Source organism: Pseudomonas sp. E102 (assembly GCF_052660185.1).
Genome location: NZ_CP084025.1, coordinates 5661079 through 5677751, shown reverse-complemented (window position 1 = coordinate 5677751; position 16673 = coordinate 5661079). Strand labels below are relative to the sequence as shown.

Annotated in this window: 15 protein-coding genes; 9 read left to right on the top strand and 6 right to left on the bottom strand. The window is 60.6% G+C overall.

The genetic code is table 11. The annotated features are described in order from the left end of the window. Positions 1-149 precede the first annotated feature (149 nt). From DOCECA_RS25690 to DOCECA_RS25680, 3 genes are all read left to right on the top strand, one after another. Positions 150-4997 (top strand): RHS repeat-associated core domain-containing protein, encoded by a 4848-nt coding sequence (locus DOCECA_RS25690; RefSeq protein ID WP_445571270.1) that lies wholly within the window; start codon positions 150-152, stop codon positions 4995-4997. Continuing rightward, positions 4994-5392: a hypothetical protein gene (locus tag DOCECA_RS25685; protein WP_445571269.1), complete on the top strand. Its 399-nt coding sequence runs from the start codon at positions 4994-4996 to the stop codon at positions 5390-5392. Before DOCECA_RS25690 ends, DOCECA_RS25685 begins: the two co-directional genes overlap by 4 nt. Positions 5393-5573: 181 nt before the next feature. Next, on the top strand, positions 5574-5810 hold the full coding sequence (locus DOCECA_RS25680) for a hypothetical protein (RefSeq protein ID WP_420767578.1): 237 nt from the start codon (positions 5574-5576) through the stop codon (positions 5808-5810). 13 nt (positions 5811-5823) lie between these two features. On the opposite strand, the gene DOCECA_RS25675 is transcribed toward DOCECA_RS25680, so the two are convergent. Further along, positions 5824-6282, bottom strand: a complete 459-nt coding sequence (locus tag DOCECA_RS25675; protein ID WP_445571268.1) for a GNAT family N-acetyltransferase — start codon at positions 6280-6282, stop codon at positions 5824-5826. Positions 6283-6438: 156 nt separating this feature from the next. On the opposite strand from DOCECA_RS25675, the gene DOCECA_RS25670 reads away from it, so the two are divergent. The 6 genes from DOCECA_RS25670 to DOCECA_RS25645 all read left to right on the top strand — a co-directional run bounded on the left by DOCECA_RS25670 (position 6439) and on the right by DOCECA_RS25645 (position 12375). Continuing rightward, complete coding sequence (locus DOCECA_RS25670) at positions 6439-7062, top strand: CDP-alcohol phosphatidyltransferase family protein (RefSeq protein WP_420767576.1); 624 nt, start codon at positions 6439-6441, stop codon at positions 7060-7062. 10 nt (positions 7063-7072) lie between these two features. Beyond that, positions 7073-8830 (top strand): bifunctional alpha/beta hydrolase/class I SAM-dependent methyltransferase, encoded by a 1758-nt coding sequence (locus DOCECA_RS25665; RefSeq protein WP_445571267.1) that lies wholly within the window; start codon positions 7073-7075, stop codon positions 8828-8830. Continuing rightward, complete coding sequence (locus DOCECA_RS25660) at positions 8830-10167, top strand: phosphatase PAP2/dual specificity phosphatase family protein (RefSeq protein WP_434609314.1); 1338 nt, start codon at positions 8830-8832, stop codon at positions 10165-10167. The genes DOCECA_RS25665 and DOCECA_RS25660 overlap by 1 nt, the downstream gene beginning before the upstream one ends. Next, complete coding sequence (locus DOCECA_RS25655) at positions 10164-10628, top strand: hypothetical protein (protein ID WP_445571266.1); 465 nt, start codon at positions 10164-10166, stop codon at positions 10626-10628. The genes DOCECA_RS25660 and DOCECA_RS25655 overlap by 4 nt, the downstream gene beginning before the upstream one ends. A 192-nt stretch (positions 10629-10820) precedes the next feature. Further along, positions 10821-11441: a lysophospholipid acyltransferase family protein gene (locus DOCECA_RS25650; protein ID WP_420767573.1), complete on the top strand. Its 621-nt coding sequence runs from the start codon at positions 10821-10823 to the stop codon at positions 11439-11441. A gap of 1 nt (position 11442) precedes the next feature. Then, a complete protein-coding gene (locus tag DOCECA_RS25645; RefSeq protein WP_445571265.1) occupies positions 11443-12375 on the top strand; it encodes a phosphatidate cytidylyltransferase in 933 nt (310 codons plus the stop codon). A 142-nt stretch (positions 12376-12517) separates the two neighbouring features. Here the strand turns inward: DOCECA_RS25645 and cyoD are convergent, their stop codons facing one another. The 5 genes from cyoD to DOCECA_RS25620 are packed head-to-tail and all read right to left on the bottom strand — an operon-like array spanning position 12518 to position 16643. Next, positions 12518-12847 (bottom strand): cytochrome o ubiquinol oxidase subunit IV, encoded by a 330-nt coding sequence (gene cyoD / locus DOCECA_RS25640; protein ID WP_420767572.1) that lies wholly within the window; start codon positions 12845-12847, stop codon positions 12518-12520. Next, positions 12847-13461 (bottom strand): cytochrome o ubiquinol oxidase subunit III, encoded by a 615-nt coding sequence (gene cyoC / locus DOCECA_RS25635; protein ID WP_434609307.1) that lies wholly within the window; start codon positions 13459-13461, stop codon positions 12847-12849. The genes cyoD and cyoC overlap by 1 nt, the downstream gene beginning before the upstream one ends. Before the next feature lie 2 nt (positions 13462-13463). Further along, positions 13464-15437: a cytochrome o ubiquinol oxidase subunit I gene (gene cyoB / locus DOCECA_RS25630; RefSeq protein ID WP_434609305.1), complete on the bottom strand. Its 1974-nt coding sequence runs from the start codon at positions 15435-15437 to the stop codon at positions 13464-13466. A gap of 22 nt (positions 15438-15459) precedes the next feature. Further along, entirely contained in the window at positions 15460-16386 is a 927-nt protein-coding gene (gene cyoA, locus DOCECA_RS25625) for a ubiquinol oxidase subunit II (RefSeq protein ID WP_445571264.1), read from the bottom strand. A gap of 14 nt (positions 16387-16400) precedes the next feature. After that, on the bottom strand, positions 16401-16643 hold the full coding sequence (locus DOCECA_RS25620) for a YdcH family protein (RefSeq protein WP_420767568.1): 243 nt from the start codon (positions 16641-16643) through the stop codon (positions 16401-16403). Between the last annotated feature and the right edge of the window lie 30 nt (positions 16644-16673).

The window sequence follows — 16673 nt, the reverse complement described above, 5'->3', positions numbered from 1 at the left end:
TATTGTCTGAATTCCAAGGGGTCCAGCGGGTTCTTGCCTATCCGGAACCAATTAAAGATTTGCCCTACAGACCCTGCCTCTTTCCCTGACTTATTTCTCCAGCCATCCCCGGCAAAGTCTCGCGCCTTCCTGCGTTGCGAGATGTCTGAATGCGTTTCCCTGACAAGACCCCGTCTCTAAGCGGCGCCATTGGTTCGCTGGTCCTGGCCGTCATGAACAAACCCAATGTCGAGGCGGTGCTACAGGATTTTCGCAATTGCCTGGGCGACTACGACACCTGGGCGCAAAAGTTCTGGAACGGCCAGACGCTGGACATCGAGCAGGTGTTCAAGGTCGGCAATGAGGTCTCGCTCGCGCCTACGAAGGACGGCGGCAAGCAAGTCAGTGCCGTGGTGGCGAGCTGTCCGGCACAAGGTCCATTGACCCTTGTGCATATGTTCCAGGCATCACGTTTCGTGCCAATCGGCGACACACCGGTGGTGCTCGAGCCCATCATTCGGGACGCGCTGGGGAAAGAAACGTTTGGCGATCCAATCCCATACGTCATCGGCCCCAGCGGCATCCTGGAAATCCCTGAATGCGACCGCGGCCAGCGTTACCGCATCAGCTTTTTTCCGAATGTCACGAGCGATCACGTCAGGGCGCTGTATGCCTCTTATCAAACAGCGATCGCCGAGCTCGAAGGTTGGCTGAAAGCCGAGTGGAACGAGTTTCAACCGCTGTGGAAAGAGTTCACCGAAAGCGGTTTCGTGAAGCGTTTTAACGTGTTGCAAGAAGCCGAACAGCGCGATTTTGAAAGAGTCCTCCGTGGACTGTGGGACAACGTCAAACAGATTTTCAATCTGCTGGCGGACCTTCAGGCCAACAGTGAAAAGCTCCTGGAATACCTCACCGGGGCCGAGCTTGAGCAACTGCTGGAAACTTCGTCAGAGGCGATCGCCAAAGCGCTGATGATTGTGAGCGATGAGCCCTTGCTCTTCGTTTACACGGCGGCGTTCACCAGTTGGCTGCGGATGTTGCCACCGCAATATTTGGCCGAAGTCATGGGGGAGATGCGCGCCGAGATTCTGATCAATTTCCTATTGGCGGCTGTCACCGGCGGCCTGGGTTTGGGTCTGCGCCTGAGCGGCAAGGCGCTGCGCTTGGTTCGCTCGGAACGAGCCCGCGCATGGTTGCAGGCCTCGAGCCAACGCCTGGGCCAACTCGGTGGCGACAGCCTTAACGCTCATGCCGATGTGCTCAAGCCGGTCGTGATTGCGGGGCGAGGACCTTCAGTGGGGCCGGCGCCTGTCAGACCCTTGCAAATCACCACGGGAGACTCCCCACCTCTGTCGGTCAGCAATCCTGCCGCGATCGTGCGGGAAAAATCCCAGCCTTCCACTCAGCTAAACAAGTACGAGCCCCACGACGACGCCCCCGCCCAATCGAAAAACCCCAACGGCGACCCCGCCGACAGCGCCGCCCAGACCCGCACCGACGGTTGCCCGGTGTCCATGGTCACCGGCGAAGAGCTGCTCACCCTCGAAGACGGCACCCTCGACGGACGCTTGCCCTTCGTCTTCACCCGCCTCTACCGCACCAGCGCCGCCGACCTGGACATCGGCCTCGGCCGCGGATGGACCCATGCCCTGGCCCATCGCCTGTTGATCGACGGCGAGCAGGTTACCTGGGTCGACCAGGAAAACCGCCGCACCACGTTTCCCCGGCCCAGCCTGCAACGCCCCGCCATCCACAACAGCCTGGCCCGCGCGGCGATTTACCTGAGCAACGAGCCGGACGAATTGATCGTCGCCCAGCCCGGCGAAGACGCTCCTTTCCTACATTTTCGCGACGGTCATCTGACGGCCCTGAGCGATCGGTACGACAACCGCCTGACCGTCCAACGCAACATCTACGGCGACATCAGCCGTCTGGACAACGGTGCCGGCCGCTGTTTGCGTTTGCGCTACGAACATCGGCACCTGGTCGCCATCGACTATCAGAGCTTCCACCCGGCGCTGACCCTTGACGAAGCCTGGCGCACTGAACAGACCCTGGTGACCTACCGCTACGATGCGCGTTCGCGCCTCATCGAAGCGACCAACGCCGCCGGCGAGAGCGAGCGCTACGACTACGACGACCAGCACGTCATCCTCCAGCGGCAACTGGCCGGGGGCGCGAGTTTCTACTGGGAGTGGCAAGGCCTCGGCCCGGCGGCGCGCTGTGTCCGGCATTGGGCCTCGTTCGCGCAGATGGACAGCCGCTACACCTGGGGCGACGACGGCAGCGTCACGGTCCGGCATATCGATGGCAGCCAGGACGTGTATGTCCACGACGACCACGCGCGGCTGGTGCGCCAGGTCGATCCCGCCGGCGGCGAACACCTCAAGGCTTATGACGAACAGGGCCGGCTGATCGCCGAGCAAGACCCGCTGGGCGCCGTCACCGAATACCGCTACGACGAAGTCGGACGGCTGGTGGCGCTGATTCCGCCGGAAGGCGAGCCCACGTCCTACGAATACCGAAACGGTTTCCTACACGCCCGGACTCGCGGCAAGGCCGTGTGGACCTACTGGCGCAATGCCCAGGGCGACATCATCGAAGTCGTCGACCCGGCTCGCCAAAGCACCTGGTATCACTACGACGACCAGGGGCAACTGAATACCATCAGCTACCCGGACGGCGGTGCCCATCATTTTGTGCGAAACCCGTTGGGCCAACTGACGGAAGAAATCCTGCCGGACGACGGCCAGCGAGTTTTTTCCTACGACGCCCTGGGCCGTCTGCTGACCCGTCAAGACGAACGCGGCGCCGTCACCCATTACCAATGGGACGCCGTGGGCCGCTTGCTACAGACCACCCTGCCCACCGGCGCGACCCGTGCATGGAGCTACAACGCCTACGGCAAGGTCACCGCGGAGCGGGACGAACTGGGGCGCATCACCCGCTACGAATACGCCGACGATCTGCACCTGGTCAGCCGCCGCCTCAACCCCGACGGCAGCGAACTGAAGTACCGCTACGACTCGGCGCGGCTGTTGCTGACCGAAATCGAGAACGAATCCGGCGAAAAATATCAGCTGGACTACACGCCCAACGGACTGATCCGACAGGAAACCGGCTTCGACGGCCAGCGCACCGGCTACGCCTACGACCTCAACGGCCACCTGCTGGAAAAGACCGAGTTCGGCGCCGACGGCAGCCAGCGGATCACCGGCTACCAACGCGACACCGCCGGCCGCCTGCTGCGCAAGACCTTGCCCGACGGTGCCATGGTCGAGTACGGCTACGACGCCCTCGGGCGGTTGATCAGCATTGAGGACGGTCATTGGCCGCTGGCCTACGAATACGACAACCAGGACCGCCTCGTCGCCGAACATCAGGGTTGGGCGAGCCTGCATTATCGCTACGACAATGTCGGCCGGTTGGTCCATTGTCGCCTGCCCGATCGCAGCACCCTGGATTACCGCCACCTGCGAGGCGGGGCGCTGATCGCCATCGACCTCAACGGCACGTGCCTGACCGAACACCGCTTCAAGGGCGGCCGCGAACGCCAGCGCCAGCAGGGCCAGTTGCTCAGCGACTACAGCTACGACGAACAGGGTCGCCTCAAGGCCCAGACCGTGTGGCAAAGCCAGCAAAAACAACTGTTCTGGCGTGACTATTCCTACACCGCCAACGGCAACCTCGCTGCGCTTTCCGACACGCGAAACCGACGCGGCTACCAGTACGACGCGCTGGATCGCCTGGTGCGCATCGACTACGCCCACAGCCAACCCCCGGAACACTTCTCCCACGACCCGGCCGGCAATGTGTTGTTCAACGACCGTCCCGGCCCGACCACCCTCAAGGGCAACCGCCTGCTGATGGAGGGCGATCGTCACTATGACTACGACGCCTACGGCAACCTGGTCCGCGAACGCCGCGGCCATGCCCAGTGCCTCGTCACGCAGTACCGCTACGACAGCCAACATCGGCTCATCGGCGTCACCACCCCCGACGGGAGCGAAAGCTCCTACCGCTACGACGCCTTCGGCCGACGCATCGAAAAGACCGAGGACGGCCTCACCACGGAATTCATCTGGCAGGGCGACCAGGTCATCGTTGAAAGCAGCGACCGTCACTACCAGAGCTACGTCTATGAACCCGGCACCTTCCGCCCCCTGGCCCTGCTCGAAGGCGCAGGGCCGGAAAAAGCCACGCCGTTCTACTACCACCTCGACCACCTCGGCACCCCTCAGGAACTGACCAGCCACCAAGGCGAAGTCGTCTGGGCCGCGCGCTACAACGGCTACGGCAAACTCACCGAACTGCGCCACGGCGACGGCAAACGACTGGAACAACCGCTGCGCTTTCAGGGGCAATACCACGACCGGGAAAGCGGCCTGCATTACAACCGGCACCGGTACTACAATCCGGAGACGGGTCGGTATTTGACGCTGGATCCGAGCAAGCTCAAGGGTGGGCTCAATGGGTATCGGTACACCCTGAACCCGACGGGGTGGGTGGATCCGTTGGGGTTGGTGGATTGTCCTGGGACCGGTGGGTGTAAGCCGGCGGTTGGGGTTGAGGAGCCGACAGATAAGGTTGGGGTGAACGAAGGTGAAACATCTCCTCCAAAACCACCGTACCTTTATCGAGGAGACTCAAGAGGGCCCGAGGTCATATTTAAAGAAGGCTTCGTTAGCTTAGGAGAAAGCACCGACCTATTACTTCATGCATTAGATAATACGAATCCACCGAGCAAATATGTCAGTGCGACTACTAACGTCGATGTCGGGATCGATTTTGGATCAAGATACGGGACTCGGAAGGGATACTTATACGTGCTCAAGAGAATTCCTGGCCGTGATGTTAACAAGGAGTTACCCAAAAAAGACATTCCTTTTAGCTATGAACATGAGATTGCGATTCCCGACCGCATAAAACCCGAGGACATCATAGGCGTGACACCTTTGAAAAAAGACGGCTCCTATGTAGGCTATTCACTGCCCAACCCTCAAAGGAAACAGCCATGACAGATAAAAAGATTATTTGGGTTATCAGGAATGGGCACAAAGAAAAAGCCCAACTCGATATTAATGAAAAAACATGCAGTATCTTGCTAACTTTCCAGGATGGCTGGGCGAAAAATTACACAGATCTAAACATCTATAATTGCTTGGGAAATATTATAAAAGAGCATTCAGACGTGAATTTTTTATGCAAGGGGGCGAAGCGAAACGTGCGTCCTTCAAGCATGTCCGCTCAGATGACATCAGGAATCATGGCCTACGAAAACACTTTGGGTGAGCCAGCTTCTAGGCAAAATCTCGTAAACATATTTGATTTTGATGATCAGGACATCATTAACGATCCCCAATTACAGAAAAATTTTTTCTCTGCTTGGATGAAATCGATACAGATAGATTAGTTAACCGTGTCTAGTTTGTACGTGTTTATCGCGAGCAGCTCACCTCCACCGAGGGAGGCAACATTGCTGCCAGAGCCGTACTTCGAACCGGCCGTTGAGCCAACAATCAAAAAAACGGAACCCAATCCCAGCGGCCCCGCTCAATTTTAAAGAGACCAACCCAAGACGGAGCCCCGCCGCCATGAACAACCCTACCCTCACCTTCGCCCAACTCCACCCCGGCGACCGCTTCACCCTACCGGCCGATCACCGTTTATTCACCAAGCTCACCGACAGCACCGCCCGAGAGCACAGCGTGCATTCGATCAATCTGAAGGAAGAAGGCTACGGCTACGCAGAAGACCCAATAAAACCCCTGCCCGAGGAAGCGCCGGTCGAGTACGTCCCGGTAGGTGGCCCGCTGCGGGCTGGAGGCTAGCGCTCAATCGACATTACAAACACCGCACCATCAGCCATTGCTCCTTGCCCCAAGCCTCGAAGCGCTCCAGCACTTCCCAGCCAAGCTTGGCGTAGTAATCCCGTTCACTGTGGGTGTGCAGGAACAACGTCGCAAAACCTGCTTCTTTGCCATGGTTGCAGATGCCTTCGATCAACCGCGCGGCGAGGCCTCGGCGTCGGGCATCCGGGTGGACGAATACGCAGGCCAACCACGGGCCGAGCTCGGGGTGGTCGGGCAGGTCGTCATGTGCCAGCGAGGCACCGCCCAGCAGTTGGTCCTGTTCCATGGCGATCAGGCATTTCCAGCGGCCATCGCGCTGGCCTGCCGAGAATTCCTCCTGCCAGTGGGCCAATGATTGGTGGGCGAATTCATAGCTAAATTCTCGATACAGCCATTCGGCCATCAGGTTGCATTTATCCATGTGGTTGAGGAGCCAATCCACTTGCAGCATCTTAACCATCCTTCTGTAGTCTTTTTCCACCGCGTATACGGCGCAGATGCCTACCCGCGCTCATTCCCAGCAAATACCCACCTGCAAGGCCTCAACCTATCGTAATCTCGCAGCTGAACAAGCCCAGCCCCGAATCCGGCCGAGATCTCATTTCACATGCCTTCCATTTATCAACTCAAGCCTGCCTTCCAAAACCTGCTTCGTCCCACCGTACAACGCCTTTACGACAAAGGCATCACCGCCAACCAGGTGACCTTGCTCGCCGGCTTCGTTTCCGTGCTGGTGGGGGCGGTGATTGCATGGTTCGCCAGCCATCCGTGGGTTTTCGTCCTGGTGCCGGTGTGGATGTTCCTGCGCATGGCGTTGAATGCGGTGGATGGCATGCTTGCGCGGGAGTTCGGCCAGCAATCGAATCTGGGCGCCTACCTCAATGAGCTATGCGATATCATCGCCGACGCGGCCTTGATCCTGCCTTTTGCCCTGTTTCCCGATACCAGCCTGTTGCTCGTGTTGTTGGTCACGCTGTTGGCGTTGTTCAGCGAATACGCTGGCGTGCTGGGCGCGATGGTCGGGGCTTCGCGGCGCTATGACGGGCCGATGGGCAAGAGTGACCGCGCGTTTGTGTTTGGCGTGCTGGCGACCGGTATTGCCCTGGGTTGGCTCGGGGCGCTGTGGGTTGATGGTGTGATGGCGGTGGTTGCCGCCCTGCTGGTTTATACCTTGGTCAATCGGGTCCGCCATGGCCTGAGCCAGGTGTCGGAAAACGCTCCCTCAGCATAAGGAAATTGCAATGCGTGAAGCCCAGGCACTGACGTTCACCACCCACGACGGCGTGGAGTTGTTCTACCGGCACTGGCCGGCTGTCGAGGCCACGGCGGGTGAACCCCGTCAGGCTGTGTTGTTGTTTCACCGCGGTCATGAACACTCGGGGCGCATCGCGCACCTTGTGGATGAGCTGGATCTGCCCGGGTTCGAATTTTTCGCCTGGGACGCACGTGGCCACGGCCAGTCGCCGGGCGAGCGCGGCGACAGCCCTAGCTTTGCTACCAGCGCCCGTGACGTGCAGACTTTTTGCGATCACATCGGCGCCACGCACCAGATCGACGAACAGAACATCGCCGTGGTCGCGCAAAGCGTCGGCGCGGTGATCGCGTCTACCTGGGTCCACGACTACGCGCCGCGCATTCGCTCGCTGGTGCTGGCGTCGCCGGCCTTCAAGGTCAAGCTCTACGTACCGTTCGCCCGTCCGGGCCTGGCGCTGATGCGCAAGTTCCGTGGCAACTTCTTCGTCAACAGCTACGTCAAGGCCAAGTTCCTCAGCCATGACCCGGAGCGGGTGGCGTCCTACGACAGCGATCCGTTGATCACCAAGGCCATTTCGGTGAACGTGCTGCTGGGCCTGTACGAAGCGGCCGACCGGGTTGTAGCCGATGCCCAGGCGATCCAGGTACCGACGCAGCTGTTGATCTCCGGTTCCGACTTCGTGGTGCATCGCAAACCCCAGGAGCAGTTCTTCGAGCGCCTGGGCAGCCTGCACAAGGAGAAGCACATCCTGCCGGGCTTCTTCCACGACACTCTGGGCGAAAAGAACCGTGCGCCAGCCATCGCCAGCGCCCGTCGTTTCATCCTGCAGAATTTTGCCCGCCCGCTGGAGCGCCCTTCCCTGCTGGACGCCGATCGCCTCGGCGTGACCTGCGCCGAAGCCGAAACCCTGGCGACGCCGCTGCCGCACAACTCGCTGCGTGATCTTTACTGGCGCATGACCCGCGCCAGCATGCGCTTTGGCAGCAAGCTGTCTGCCGGCGTGAAACTGGGCTTCGACACCGGTTTCGACTCTGGCAGCACCCTGGACTACGTCTACCGCAACCGCCCCACCGGCACGTCGGCGCTGGGCAAGATGATCGACCAGAACTACCTGAACTCCATCGGTTGGCGCGGTATTCGCCAGCGCAAGGTGCACGTCGAGGAGTTGCTGCGCCTGGCGATGGCCGAGTTGCGCGCCCAGGACCGCGAGGTGCGCATCGTCGACATCGCCGCCGGTCATGGCCGCTACATTCTGGAAGCGCTGCAAGGCGTCAGCCCGTTGCCGGAGTCGATCCTGCTGCGCGACTACAGCGACATCAACGTGCGCGACGGCAGTGCGCTGATCGTCGAGAAGGGCTTGGGCGACATCGCCCGATTCGTCAAGGGCGATGCCTTCGACCGCCAGGACCTGGCGGCGCTGGAGCCCAAGCCGACCCTCGCCGTGGTGTCCGGCCTGTACGAATTGTTCGCCGATAACCAGATGGTCGGCGGCTCCCTCGCGGGCCTGGCCGAAGCGGTGGAGCCCGGCGGTTTCCTGGTCTACACCGGTCAGCCGTGGCACCCGCAACTGGAACTGATCGCCCGCGCCCTGACCAGCCACCGCGCCGGCCAGGCCTGGGTGATGCGTCGGCGCACCCAGGCGGAAATGGATCAGTTGGTCGAGGCGGCGGGCTTTCGCAAGATCACACTGCGTGTCGATGAGTGGGGCATTTTCAGCGTGTCGCTGGCGCAGCGGGTCCAGTAATGAGCGCCGTCATCGCTCCGGTCCGCGAACCCGCGCTGCTGAAACCGGCGGTGCTGTGGCTGCTGTTGCTGGCGCCGCTGTTCTTCACCACGTACGGCTTCGCCACCTGGGTCACGGCCCAGCGTGACGACGTCGGCAGCCTGGTGTTCGGCTGGGAAAGCCACATGCCGTTCATGGCCTGGACGATCGTGCCGTACTGGTCGATTGACCTGTTATACGGCCTATCACTGCTGTTGCCCAACAGCCGCGACGAACTCAAGCGCCACGCCTTGCGCCTGCTCACGGCCCAAGGAATTGCCGTCAGCTGCTTCCTGCTCTGGCCGCTGACTTTTACCTTCCCTCGGCCGGAAATGGACGGGGTGTTCGGCTGGATGTTTGACGTACTGGCCGGCTTCGATAAGCCGTTCAACCAGGCGCCGTCGCTGCACATCGCGCTGCTGGTGGTGCTCTGGGTCTGTTATGAGCGCCACCTGCAAGGCGTCTGGCGTTGGCTGATGCACGGTTGGTTCGCGTTGATCGGCGTGTCGGTGCTGACCACTTACCAACACCATTTCGTCGACGTGCCGACCGGCGCGCTGGCCGGGTGGTTGTGTGTCTGGTTGTGGCCGCTGGACCGGCCAAGTCCGCTGTTGAGTGCGCGCCTGGCGACCGATCCAGCCCGTCGACGCTTGGCCATGCGTTATGGCTTGGGCGCGGCGGCGATGTTCATCCCGGCGTTTGCCTACGGTGGCGCGTGGCTCTGGCTGATATGGCCGGCGGTGGCGCTGCTCATGGTGGCACTGAATTATCTGGTGTTCGGCGCGAGCGGGTTCCAGAAACGTGAAGACGGCCGGCTGAGCCCGGCGGTGCGCTGGTTGCTGGCGCCTTATCTGATGGCGGCGTGGATCAATTCCCGCCTGTGGACGCGCAAGCACCCGCAACCTGACCAGATCATGGATGACGTCTGGCTCGGGCGGATTCCTACGTCGACAGCGCTGAAGGACAGCCCGTTCAACGGGGTGCTCGACCTGTGCGCCGAGTTGTCCATGGACAGCACGGCAATCGCTTATCGCACCTTGCCTGTGCTCGACCTGACCGCACCGACCACCGAGCAATGCCTGGAGGCCGCGCAGAAAATCGAGCACCTGCGCCAGCACGGGCCGGTGCTGGTCTGCTGCGCCTTGGGTTATTCGCGCAGCGCCACCGCCGTGGCGGCGTGGTTGCTAAGCACTGGCCGTGCTGCCAGTGTCGACGCAGCCATTGCGCAGATCCAGCGTGTGCGCCCGCGTGTCGTCCTGCACCCGGCCCATCGCCAGGCGTTGGGGCAAATATCCGCAGGGTTCGGGGAATGGTCATGAGCAGTGACATCGAACTGCACACCGTGGCGAGCTTGTTGCGCCGGGGTCATTCGCTGGATCAGCTTTCCACTGGCCTGACCCTGTTGGCGGCGCTGATCGGCCTGGGCCAATGGCTGGTGGGCAGCGTCGATCCGTGGCTGCTGTTGCTGAGCTTCGGCGTGTTCGTCCTCGGCATGCAGGAAAAATATTTGGCGTTTCGCGTGGCCTTTGATGCCGATCTGTTTCAAATCGTCGCGGATGCCGGCAAGCCACTGACCGAACGCACCCAAGCATTGGACGAGGCCCTCGCCAATCTCGGCCTGCAACCGGCCGAGCGTGGCGGGCGGTCGTGGTCCGAGCGCAGCCACGGCTCGATGCGCCTGCTTCGCCGCCAAGCCTGGCTGGTGTTTACGCAAGCTTTGTTGACGGTGAGCTTCGTCCTGGCCAGTCCCTGGCTGGTTTATTCGGGTCTGGGTGTTTAAGCAATTAATTGGAGATGAACGCCTTTGTGGCGAGGGGATTTATCCCCGCTGGGCTGCGAAGCAGCCCCCGAACCAGGCAACTCGGTGTGCCAGCAAGATTGAGCTAGCTGTTTTAGGGCCGCTTCGCAGCCCAACGGGGATAAATCCCCTCGCCACAGTGATTACTCATGTTTCTCAGGACAAGGAATCCTCATGTTCGAACCCGTGGTCGCCAATCTCATCACCTCCGCCGCGCGGATGGTCACCGGCGCTCGCAGCCTGTGGCTCGGCTGCGCGCCGACGCCGGTACAGCGGATCTATTTCGCCAACCACAGCAGCCACGGTGATTTCGTGTTGCTCTGGGCCTCGCTGCCACCGGCGCTACGCAAGCTCACCCGCCCGGTTGCCGGGGCCGATTACTGGCAAACCAGCCCGGTGCGCCGCTACATCATCAACCGGGTGTTCAACGGCGTGCTGGTGGATCGCGAGCGCAAGGACCCTGCCTACAATCCATTGCAGCCGATGCTCGACGCGCTGGAAAACGGCGACTCGTTGATCATCTTCCCCGAGGGCACGCGCAACCCGGACGAAGGCCTGCTGCCGTTCAAGAGCGGGATCTACCACTTAATGAAAAGCCACCCGGAGGTGGAGGTAATCCCGGTGTGGATCGCCAACCTCAACCGCGTCATGCCCAAGGGCCGCGTGCTGCCCTTGCCGCTGCTGTGCACCACCAGCTTCGGCGCGCCGCTGTGCATCGAGGAAGGCGAAAGCAAAGAGCAATTTCTAGAACGCAGCCGTGCCGCGCTGCTGGCACTGGCCCCGGAGCACGTCTGACATGGATCGATATACCTTGATGTTGTTTGGCGGGATCGGCGCGATTCTGCTGCTGGCTTCGTTGATCGGTTTCATTCTCAAGCTGCGGACCAAAGGCGCGCCGAACTCAGTCATCGAGAACCTCAACGCGCGGATCAACGCCTGGTGGATCATGGTGCTGGTGATCGGCATCGCGTTCTGGCTCGGCAACGCGGCGGTAATCCTGCTGTTCTACGCCGTGTCGTTCTATGCGTTGCGCGAATTCCTGACCCTGACGCCGACCCGGCGCAGTGACTATCCTGCCCTCGTGGCGGCGTTTTACCTGGCACTGCCGCTGCAATACCTGCTGATCTACTACGACTGGTACGGGCTGTTCTCGATCTTCATTCCGGTGTACGTGTTCCTGCTGTTGCCGATCCTCGCGTCGCTGGGCGGCGACAGCACGCACTTCCTCGAACGCGCGTCGAAAGTGCAGTGGGGGTTGATGATCGCGGTGTTCTGCATTTCCTTCGTGCCCGCCCTGCTGACCTTGGACATTGCAGGTTTTGAAGGGCGCAACCTGTTGCTGATCGCCTACCTGGTGATCGTGGTGCAGCTTTCGGATGTGTTGCAGTACGTCTGCGGCAAGTTGTTCGGCAAGCACAAGATCGCGCCGAACCTGTCGCCGTCGAAGACCGTTGAAGGTTTTGTCTGCGGCATTTTCCTGGCCTCGCTGATCGGCGGCGCGCTGTGGTGGATCACGCCGTTCAACCCCTGGCAGTCATTCCTTATCGCTTTGCTGATCAACCTGCTTGGGTTTGCCGGCGGCATCGTCATGTCGGCCATCAAGCGCGACCGGGGCGTGAAGGATTGGGGCCACATGATCGAAGGCCACGGCGGCATGCTCGACCGCTTGGACTCGGTGTGCTTCGCCGCGCCGATCTTCTTTCATCTGGTTCGGTATTGGTGGACTTGAGATAACCCTGACCTGAGGCACCGCTTACCTGTGGCGAGGGAGCTTGCTCCCGCTGGGCTGCGCAGCAGCCCCCAGATCTTAGGGCCGCTCCGCGCCCCAGCGGGAGCTTGCTCCCTCGCCACAAAAGCGGTGTGGTGCACATTCAATGCGCCAACATATTGTGATGCACGCTGTACATGATCCACAGCGACAGCCCCACCAGCAGCGCAATCACCACCGCTGAGAACGCCAGCGCCGTCAGGTTCCAGCGTTGCTGCGGTGAGAAGTTCAGGTGCAGGAAATACACCAGGTGGACGACGATCTGGATCACCGCGAATATCGCCACGATCCCGGCCGTCACGGGCTTGGGCAATGTGGGATACATCACCAGGGCGAAGGGGATGACGGTGAGGATGACCGACAGCACGAACCCGGTGAGGTAGGATTTTGCGCTGCCATGGCTGGCATCGACGCTGCTCTGATGACTGCTCATTACATCACTCCAAACAGATAGACCACGGTAAACACACAAATCCACACAACGTCGAGGAAGTGCCAGAACAGGCTCAGGCAGCCCATGCGGGTCGCGTTGACGGTGGTCAGGCCTTTGCGTTGAACCTGGAACATAACGACAGCCATCCACAACAGGCCGGTGGCGACGTGCAGGCCGTGAGTGCCCACCAGGGTGAAGAAGCCCGTGAGGAAGGCGCTGCGGTTCGGGCCATAGCCTTCGGCGATGAGTTTCTCGAACTCATGGATTTCCATGCCGATAAACGCAAGGCCGAGAAGGAACGTCACGCCGAGCCAGGCCAGCACTTTTTGCTTCTGGCCAGCGCTCAGCGCGAGCATGGCGAAACCGTAGGTGATGCTGCTGAACAGCAGGATGAAAGTTTCCGTAAGGACGTAGGGCAATTCGAAAATGTCGGCGGCGCCAGGGCCACCGGCGACGCTTTGCCCCAGTACCGCATAGGTCGCAAACAGCGTTGCGAACAAGATGCAGTCGGTCATCAGGTAGATCCAGAACCCGAACAGGGTCATGGAGCTGGCGTCCGAGTGCCCGTGTTCGGATTCCGGCGCGGTGGCGTTGGGTTGAACGAGATTGGACATGATCAAGCCTCCGCCAACATCTTGATGCGTTGATTTTCGATGCGCGCCACCTCCTCGGCGGGCACGTAGTAATCGATGTCGTCATCGGCGCTGCGCCAGATCACGCCGCCGATGGTCGCGACCAACCCGACAATGGCCAGCCACCAGATATGCCACACCAGGGCAAAGCACATGATCAGGCTGAACAGGCTGATGACCAGTCCCATGGCGGTGTTTCGCGGCATGTGGATGGCTTGGAAGTCGGCTTCGATGGCAGTTTTCTGCCCACGCTCCTTAATGCCCCAATAGGCGTCGATGCCCTCCACCACCGGTTGCTGGGCGAAGTTATAGAACGGCGGCGGTGACGCCGTGGACCACTCCAGCGTGCGACCGTCCCATGGGTCGCCCGTCAGGTCGCGGTTCTGGTGGCGGTGGCGGATGCTGAAGTAGAACTGCAAGATCTGGCAGACCACGCCGCACAGGATGATGCCGACACCGATCAACTCCAGCTCCAGCCAGGGCCGCCACTGCGGAACATCAAAGTGGTTCAAACGCCGCGTCATGCCCATGAAGCCCAGGAAGTAGGACGGCATGAAGGCGAAGTAGAAGCCGACAATCCAGCACCAGAACGCCGCCCGTCCAAAGCCGTCATGGAGCTTGAAGCCGAATGCCTTGGGAAACCAATAGGTCAGGCCGCACAGGTAGCCAAACACGGCGCCACCGATGATCACGTTGTGGAAGTGGGCGATCAGGAACAGGCTGTTGTGCAGCAGGAAATCCGCCCCGGGCACCGCCAGCAGCACGCCGGTCATGCCACCGATGCTGAACGTGACGATGAAGCCCACCGTCCACAGCATCGGCGTTTCAAAGCGAACTCGCCCGCGGTACATGGTGAACAGCCAGGTGAAAATCTTCACTCCCGTAGGCACGGCGATGATCATGGTCATGATGCCGAAGAAGGCGTTGACGTTCGCCCCCGAGCCCATCGTGAAGAAGTGGTGCACCCAGACGATGAACGACAGGATGGTGATGACGATTGTCGCCCACACCAGCGAGTGATAGCCGAACAGACGCTTGCGGCTGAAGGTGGACGCCACCTCGGAAAAGATGCCGAACGCCGGCAGGATCAGGATGTACACCTCCGGGTGGCCCCAGGCCCAGATGAGGTTGACGTACATCATCGGGTTGCCGCCCAGCTCGTTGGTGAAAAAGTGCATGTCCAGGTAGCGGTCGAGGCTGAGCATGAACAGCGTCGCGGTAAGAATCGGGAACGATGCAAGAATCAGCACCGCCGTGCACAGCACCGTCCAGGTGAACACCGGCATGCGGAAAAGCGTCATACCCGGTGTACGCATTTTCAGGATCGTGACGAAGAAATTCACCCCGGTGAGCAACGTTCCGACCCCGGATATCTGTAATGACCAGATGTAATAGTCCACCCCGACCCCGGGGCTGTAGGAAAGCCCCGACAACGGCGGATAAGCGACCCAACCGGTGCGGGCGAACTCACCGACCGCCAGGGAAATGTTCACCAGCATCGCGCCGGCCACGAATAGCCAGAAACTCAACGCGTTGAGGAACGGGAACGCAACGTCCCGGGCACCGATCTGCAAGGGCACGACGATGTTCATCAACCCCACCACCAACGGCATCGCCATGAAGAAAATCATGATCACGCCATGGGCGGTGAAGATCTGGTCGTAGTGTTCCGGTGGCAGGTAACCGGGCGAACCGTCGGACGCCATCGCCTGCTGCGTGCGCATCATGATCGCGTCGGAAAACCCGCGCAGCAGCATCACCAGGCCCACGACGATGTACATCACGCCGATGCGCTTGTGATCGACCGAGGTGAACCACTCTTTCCACAGGTACGTCCATTTGCGGCGGTAGGTGATGGCGCCGATGCCCGCCAAGGCGACCAGCCCCACCACCGCGAGGGTCCACATGATGATGGGCTCATCCGTCGGGATCGCCTCAAGGTTGAGTTTTCCAAACATGCTGTTCTACTCCAGGATCTTGTTACTGCCCTTGCGGGGCCCCGGCAGGTGATTCGATGCTGCCTTGCATGTGCTCCATGCGATGCTCGACCTCACGGGATCGGTTCATGCCTTCGTACTTATCGATGATGCTCTGGAACAAGTCCGGCTGGACCGAGGCGTAGTGCTCCACCGGGTGCTTGACCGTGGGTCGGGCGAGTCGGGCGTAACTGTCCTTGTCCAACCGCCCTTGCCCTGCGCGGACGTCGGCGACCCACTTGTCGAAGCCCGCCGCATCGGTGGCCAGGGTTCGGAAGTGCATGTCGGAAAAACCCGGGCCGTTGTAGTTGGCGGCGATGCCCCGGTATTCCCCGGCCTCGTTGGCAATCAGGTGCAGTTGGGTCTGCATGCCGGCCATGGCGTAGATCTGCCCGCCCAGTGCCGGTATGAAAAACGAGGTCATGGCACCGTCGGACGTCACGCGAAAGTTCACCGGTGTGTCCAGCGGCATCGCCAACTCGTTGACCGTAGCGATCCCCAGTTCCGGATAGATGAAGACCCACTTCCAATCCGCCGCGATGACCTGCACCACCAGCGGCTTCACGTCCGAATCCAGCGGCCGGTAAGGGTCCAGCGCATGGGTGGACTTCCAGGTGACCACGCCCAGAATGATGATGATCACCAGCGGGACACCCCAGACCACCGTTTCGATCTTTCGCGAATGCGCCCACTCCGGCGTGTATTTCGCCTTTGTGTTGGAAGCGCGGTACTTCACCGAAAAGACGAACGCCATGACGATGACCGGCACCACCACCAGCAACATCAACAGCGTCGAGAGAATGATCAAGTTGCGTTGATCAACGCCGACCTGTCCCTTGGGATTGAACAACACCATGTCGCAACCGCCGAGCAACAGCATCCCGCCGACCAGCAACAACCTTGATAAGTAACAAGGCAGTCGAGTTCGCATGTCTTACGCTTCGCTTATTGAGTGTTTGCCAGTTGCTGCGCGATCTTGTCTTTGATCGACAGGCGCTGTTCCTTGAGCTTACGGATATCGTCACCCTCGACATTGCCCGCCGAAATCGATTCGGCCGCTAGCACTTGGTTATCCAAATCCGTGTATTCATCGAGCAGGCGATCAAGTTCCGGATCCTGCTGACGACGTTGTTGAACCGCCTCTTTGCTGCAATTCAAATCCTGATAAAGATCATGAGAAGCAGGCATGGCCTTCTCCTTTTAACGGTGTTGTTGGGG